Annotated in this window: 9 protein-coding genes; 2 read left to right on the forward strand and 7 right to left on the reverse strand. The window is 45.1% G+C overall.

The window, feature by feature from the left end; all coding sequences use genetic code 11:
• Positions 1-191: 191 nt before the first annotated feature.
• Positions 192-821, reverse strand: coding sequence for a hypothetical protein (locus I6E38_RS14135; RefSeq protein ID WP_235394596.1), 630 nt, complete (start codon positions 819-821; stop codon positions 192-194).
• Between the two features lie 252 nt (positions 822-1,073).
• Here I6E38_RS14135 and I6E38_RS14140 point away from each other — a divergent pair, with 252 nt between their 5' ends.
• On the forward strand, positions 1,074-1,973 hold the full coding sequence (locus tag I6E38_RS14140) for an AraC family transcriptional regulator (RefSeq protein WP_235394597.1): 900 nt from the start codon (positions 1,074-1,076) through the stop codon (positions 1,971-1,973).
• Between the two features lie 117 nt (positions 1,974-2,090).
• On the forward strand, positions 2,091-2,933 hold the full coding sequence (locus I6E38_RS14145) for an aldo/keto reductase (protein ID WP_262912386.1): 843 nt from the start codon (positions 2,091-2,093) through the stop codon (positions 2,931-2,933).
• A 115-nt stretch (positions 2,934-3,048) separates the two neighbouring features.
• Here I6E38_RS14145 and I6E38_RS14150 read toward each other — a convergent pair whose 3' ends face one another.
• Genes I6E38_RS14150 through I6E38_RS14175 form a run of 6 tightly spaced genes read right to left on the reverse strand, consistent with a single transcriptional unit; the run spans position 3,049 to position 6,057 of the window.
• Positions 3,049-3,213: a DUF3791 domain-containing protein gene (locus tag I6E38_RS14150; protein WP_235394598.1), complete on the reverse strand. Its 165-nt coding sequence runs from the start codon at positions 3,211-3,213 to the stop codon at positions 3,049-3,051.
• 38 nt (positions 3,214-3,251) lie between these two features.
• Complete coding sequence (locus tag I6E38_RS14155) at positions 3,252-3,485, reverse strand: DUF3791 domain-containing protein (RefSeq protein WP_203040487.1); 234 nt, start codon at positions 3,483-3,485, stop codon at positions 3,252-3,254.
• A 15-nt stretch (positions 3,486-3,500) separates the two neighbouring features.
• Positions 3,501-3,947, reverse strand: coding sequence for a ribonuclease H (locus I6E38_RS14160; RefSeq protein WP_235394599.1), 447 nt, complete (start codon positions 3,945-3,947; stop codon positions 3,501-3,503).
• Complete coding sequence (locus tag I6E38_RS14165; protein ID WP_235394600.1) at positions 3,944-4,630, reverse strand: DNA alkylation repair protein; 687 nt, start codon at positions 4,628-4,630, stop codon at positions 3,944-3,946. Before I6E38_RS14165 ends, I6E38_RS14160 begins: the two co-directional genes overlap by 4 nt.
• 45 nt (positions 4,631-4,675) lie before the next feature.
• Entirely contained in the window at positions 4,676-5,536 is an 861-nt protein-coding gene (locus tag I6E38_RS14170) for an aldo/keto reductase (protein ID WP_235394601.1), read from the reverse strand.
• A 23-nt stretch (positions 5,537-5,559) separates the two neighbouring features.
• A complete protein-coding gene (locus I6E38_RS14175; RefSeq protein ID WP_235394603.1) occupies positions 5,560-6,057 on the reverse strand; it encodes a pyridoxamine 5'-phosphate oxidase family protein in 498 nt (165 codons plus the stop codon).
• Between the last annotated feature and the right edge of the window lie 25 nt (positions 6,058-6,082).

Below are 6,082 nucleotides of genomic sequence, written 5' to 3' on the forward strand. Positions count from 1 at the left end.
TATTCATGCAACAACGCTTATGCTGATGTGTTCCAGAATGACTTTGGATAACACCGACAACTTATGGTCGTGACTTTGCGTATTGCCTCAAGTCGCATGGTGGGGTAAGGGGCGTTTATATGTCTTTATGGTGACATTCGATGCACTGTGCCCCCTTTTTACTAACGATGCAGATTATTTTCGCTTCTGTATCATATAGGCGCGTAGTTGCGGATTTGAGGGTATTCATCGAGCAGAGAGAAGAATTTCTTGACCACCGAATGATTTATTTCCTCGCGTGTGATAAACTGCCGGTCGTAGAAACGCAGACAATAGTTCAGCAGCAACTCGATGTTAGAAACGATGAGTTCACGTGAATGCCTATCTATAGGATGCTCGAGTTCCTGCCCAATCATTGAGAGCACATCACGAAAGATATTGACCTCGGCAGCGGATAAGTGTAATGCTTCGTTGCTTGTATAGTCGAAAAACTCATAGCGGGAGATGTTCTTGCCAAGCTGCGTGCGGTTGAGCAGGTCGGGATGGAAAGCCAATACCGTATATTTGGCAAACGTAACTCCAGGAATGGGTTCAACCTTAATCGACTGACCTGGAGCAAACGAGGTGACGGTCATCTCGTCAAAATCATATTCTGTTCTGCCGTATGACAATTTACAGCCCTTGTTTTCCTTCAGAAAGAGGGCATAAAGTCCGTAGTGATGCACAGCCTCCTGTATTGGAGAGGTGTTCTCTACACGCGCAATGCTTACTAAGGGATGAAGCGTTTTCACCCCTATGTAGTCGTTGAACTCCTGTATGGTATTAAAGAATAATTCCTTCATAATCCTATGCTTTAACATTTCTTGGGTGCAAAGGTACGCACATTCTCCTAAAGAGCTTATACCTGGTTTACGGAAGATATTACCTTTATCGGAGATTTATTCCATTCTGCCATATATTTTCTCTCTTCTTTTTATTTGTTTCTTTTCTATTTTTTTTGTGGGTGCAAAATTACGGCTAATCTCGCACAATATTATCCATTATATTTGCGTTATCATAATGAATATTTGCACAAACGCAGATAAATGGAGATTATGCCTATATTAGAACGAAAGATTGCGCACAAAATGACAACTTTGTGCAGCCATATTACTTATCCGGAGTTCGTTCTGCCCCTGCATAAGCATGCGGAGTATGAACTCATGATTTTCACCCACGGCAGCGGAAAGCAGTTCGTGGGCGAGGGCGTTGCGCCTTATGCAGAAGGCGATGTGGCATTGATAGGAAGCAATGTTCCGCATCTTCATCTTTGTAAAAGCCGGATGAAGAGTGGGGAGAATACTGGGAAAGAAGAACTTGAAGATAGGCTCTATAGTAGTGGCGAAGCCATCCAGTTCAGTCCCGATCTGTTTCCTTCGTCTCTTTTGAATCTACCCGATTACGCCCATATTTCAGAGCTTCTTTCAAAGAGCCAGTATGGAATACGATTCTATGATGAGGGTTTGTATGATGAACTCTTAAAGATGATGAAGGCTTTCGATTCATCCACCTACACCTCACGGCTTATCATCCTGCTCCAGATTCTCGACCGTCTGCATCATTGCAAGAAAACGCAACTCCTGTCGCCTACGGCTTACAGCAATGCTAATCGTCAACCCGAGTTGGAGGAGCCTATCGGCAGAATCTACACCTATTTATATAATAACTTCCGTGAGAAGGTGGTGCTGAAGGATGTTGCCGATTTTGTTGGTCAGAATCCGACTTCGCTTTGCCGTTATTTCAAGAAATCCACCGACAAGAGCATCTTCCAGGTGTTGGCAGAAATCCGTGTCGAATACGCCTGCAAGCTGCTTGCCAATTCAGATCTGACTATCACAGAAGTGGCTTTCAGTTCCGGCTACAATACGCCGACTCTCTTCTTCGAGCAGTTTCAGAAGATCATCCATCTTACTCCTGCTGAATATCGCAGGGAAATTAAAGGGACTGCTAAGTGATGGCTAAAATTGAAAAGATACTCTATGATAATGCAAATATACAGAACTCTGCTATGCGAAAAAAGCTGTAACTTTGCACCGTCAAAAGAATAGTTGAAATTTAAGATTAGTTTAATTATGGAAAAGGAAATATTATTGAATAATGGAGTGAAGATTCCTACACCGGGTTTCGGAACGTTTCTTACTCCAGATGGAGCAACCTGCGTTGAAGCAGTGAAAGCTGCCATCGCTGCAGGCTACACCCATATCGACACCGCTGCTATCTATAAAAATGAGAAGAGCGTGGGCGAGGGAATCAAGGAAAGTGGAATCAAGCGTGAGAATCTCTTTGTTACCAGCAAGGTTTGGAACACAGAGCGTGGCTACGACAAGACCTTGAAGGCGTTTGACAAGACTTTGAGTGATTTAGGTCTCGATTATCTCGACCTCTACCTCATCCATTGGCCAGCCAACGAGTTGCAGTTTGGCAAGGATGCAAATCAGCAGAATGTAGATACTTGGAAAGCGATGGAGCGTCTGCATGAAGATGGCTTGATTCGCAGCATCGGTCTTTCCAACTTCATGCAGCATCATGCAGAGCCAGTAATGGCGAAGGCAAACATCTGTCCGATGGTTGACCAGATAGAGTATCATCCTGGATTCACCCAGAAGGAGTGTGTTGAGTTCTGCCAGAAGAACAACATTCTTGTGGAAGCATGGAGCCCGTTGGGAAGAGGTAATGTCTTGGATAATCATCTCTTGAAGTCAATTGCTGCCAACCATGGCAAGAGCGTGGCTCAGGTAGTTATCCGTTGGGTGATGCAGACAGGCGTGCTGCCACTGGCAAAGTCGGTTACTCCAAGCCGAATCAAGGAAAACATCGATGTATTCGATTTTGAACTCTCTCAGCAGGAAATGCTTGAAATCGCATCGCTGAAGGCTGACAGAATAGGTGCAGACCCAGATACATGTGATTTCTAAAATTTTATAGTTTGGGAGTGAAATGCTCCAAAAACATATAAGATGAAAATGTAAAAAGTTACGGAGATAATTCATATTCTCCGTAACTTTTTACATAAACCACTCACTTTTGGTGTTATTGAGTTTCCCTCAGCTCTTCTATGAGATTTTCAAGAATATAATCATCGCTCATAAGCTGTAAACCATATTTGGGGTCAGAAAGTTGCTGGTATACTTTAGTATTGTAAAACAAGTTGAGTGCCCTTTCTGCATCAATATGCAGAGCTTCTGCAAGCATCATTATTATTCGGCTTTGTTTGCGCCATAATACAGAATCTCTCATACTTCTTTCTCCCAGTTCAATAAAGTTTCACTAATGTCGTCTGCCACCCAGTCAAGGCTTTGTGTATGAAGGTCTTCATACCTTTTAATCAGCCTACGGTGAATCAGTCCCTGCTTCAGCAGGCGGTCGTGCATCTCCTTTCCGGAAATGCCCAATTTACGTGCTCCACTCTCTATTGCCATAACGGCGAAGTGAATACGTCTGTATGTATCGTTGTCTGTATATGCCATAATTATATATTCCGTTTATGATAGTTCATTTTTCTGATGAAACTGCTTTCTTGTCTTAGCCATTGCTTCCGTAGCCCTATCGTGGGTTTCTATCAGCAATGGGCTTTTGTGATATTGCACAATCTTGACCCCGACTGAGTTGTGCCTTTTCTTTTCCTTGATGCATTGAATGATCAAGTCTGGATTGGCTGACTTTGATGTTGGAGCCTTGTCAAAGTTCTGAATATAGGCAGCGTTGGTCAAGAAGAGAATGTCGGAACCTTCCGGTATTTCCTGCATTACCTTGATCATGAGGGTTAGCATCATGCGGAACTCTGTGGTGTGTAGGTCGCTGATTACATCACGGCTGATGACTTTGCCGTTATGCTCAATCACAACGGCAGCACCACCAGCTCGCTCTTTATGGCCATAATCACATGAGCCACCTATCCAAACGTAATATGTAGATGTATCTTGTGTCATAATTGTTTTATCTTCAATGTCCGCAGATATTCCTTCTGCTCGGGCGTGATTCTGTAGCTCTCGATGGCCTTCTGGATGGTCTTGTTGTGCGTCCAGGGAGCAAGGCGGCGTTGCTCGATGTAGGGAATCGTTGCGTCCCATTGCTTGGCAAGGGCGGTGGCGAAGAACCAGGCTACCATCATCTTTACGTAATACTCTTCGCTACTTACTGATGCAGGAATTTCAAGATATTCTGCCTTAAAGTCTTTATCTAGGTAATGAGACATAAGTGTCTCTATTCCAAAACGACAAGTATAAACGTGTGACGATTTACTCCAAGTCTTGATCTTTGCCAACAGTTCCTTCTTGTATTTGGCAATCACCTTCGGAGACATGATGTCGCAAACTGCCCAGTTGTCCACGAATGGCAGGAATCTGTCTGTAAGACGAATGCATTCCTCGTAGTCCTTCACCTCGGAAATGAGGAGTCCGTGAAGCATGTTCTCATCGTAGTATTCGTGAGGAAGCTGATGCAGGAATTCCTCGCATTCTGCCTCCTTTGTAAACTCTTTTGCGAACTTACGAAGCACAGGCACACGAATGCCAATGAAACTCTCCACAGGCACTCCCGGTGTCAGCTTGGCCTGAAAAGCAGCATACTGCTTATCCTGCATTGCGAACAGCCTTTCTTGAAGTGAAGTCATAAATTCTTTGTTTTACATTGAGCCTTAGTTGGAGTGATTGTCACATTATTCTGTAGGTTTCACCACTGCTCTCCACTCCATAAACTGCTTGGTTGTTTCTCCGCTATGATGGTCGAGGAAGAGACTGTGGGCGGTGTCGAGCTTGGCAATCGCCTGCATGTCCTCAGCATCAAGTTCGAAGTCGAAGAGATTCAGATTTTCTTCCATGCGCTCCTTGTGAACGGTCTTCGGGATGATGATCACATCGCTCTGCAACAGCCAGCGCAAGGCTACCTGTGCAGCAGTCTTGCCGTATTTCTCGCCAATCTGTGTGAGGGTAGGGTTGGTAAACATTCCGTTCTGACCTTCTGCCAACGGAGCCCATGCCATGAGCTTGGTGCCAATCTCATCCATGAATATTCGGGTCTCATGCTGTTGGTTGAACACATGCGTCTCCATCTGGTTCACCATCGGTGCAATCTCCATGTTTGAAGCCAGGTCTATAAGATGATCAGGGAAGAAATTGCTCACTCCGATGGCACGAACCTTTCCTGCCTTGTAAGCCTTTTCCAAATCGCGATAAGCACCGTAGCGGTCGCAGAAAGGCTGGTGGAGGAGCATCAGGTCGATGTAGTCGGTCTGCAGCTTGCGCAGACTCTCGTCGATGCTCTTCATGGTCTGTCCATCGCCATAGTTGGAAGGCCAGACCTTGGAAACGAGGAAAATCTCATCACGATTCACGCCGCTTTTCTTCCATGCGTTGCCCACGGCTTCCTCGTTGAGATAAGCCTGCGCAGTATCTATCATCCTATAGCCCACGCTGAGAGCATCCACCACACAACGCTCACACTCATCAGGTTCCACCTGATAAACACCATAACCCAGTTGCGGCATTTCCACGCCATTGCTTAACTTTATCTTCTTCATAATCAATATGTTTTAAAGTTCATTTATTCCATTCTTCCATATTTCATTTCCACGCCTTCCTTATCATACTGCTTGCGTTTGCCGGTTGGTGGCTCAGTAAGTGTGATGCGAACTACAGCCGTGCGTGATAGGGAACGGGCGATGCTCTGGTCGAAAGCATCCATGTGGTGAGAAAGAAAACGCTCACAGATTAGTCGGAGACCATGAATCTTCTCTGCTTCATCTGCCACGATTTCTGCCTTACCGAATGCGATGGCTGATTTGAATTGCAGGGTGAAACTGCCGTCCTTCGGACCAACAGTAGGCGCACAACGGGTTACGGCTGAAAGGCAAACCTCAGGATGAGCCTTGATTGCCTCCAACTTCTTGCCTTCCAAAGCACCATGAAAATACCAGTTCACATCATCATCTGATGCGAGTGACAGCGGTAAGCCGTATGGTTTGCCATCTTCGTCAATGAAACTTACAGTTATATAGGGATTGTCGTTTAATTCTTTCAGTCGTGGACGCATAGAGGTCATCTTGGTATTTGATGCTCCGTGCAAT

This window comes from Leyella stercorea (assembly GCF_021531355.1).
GTDB lineage: Bacteria > Bacteroidota > Bacteroidia > Bacteroidales > Bacteroidaceae > Prevotella.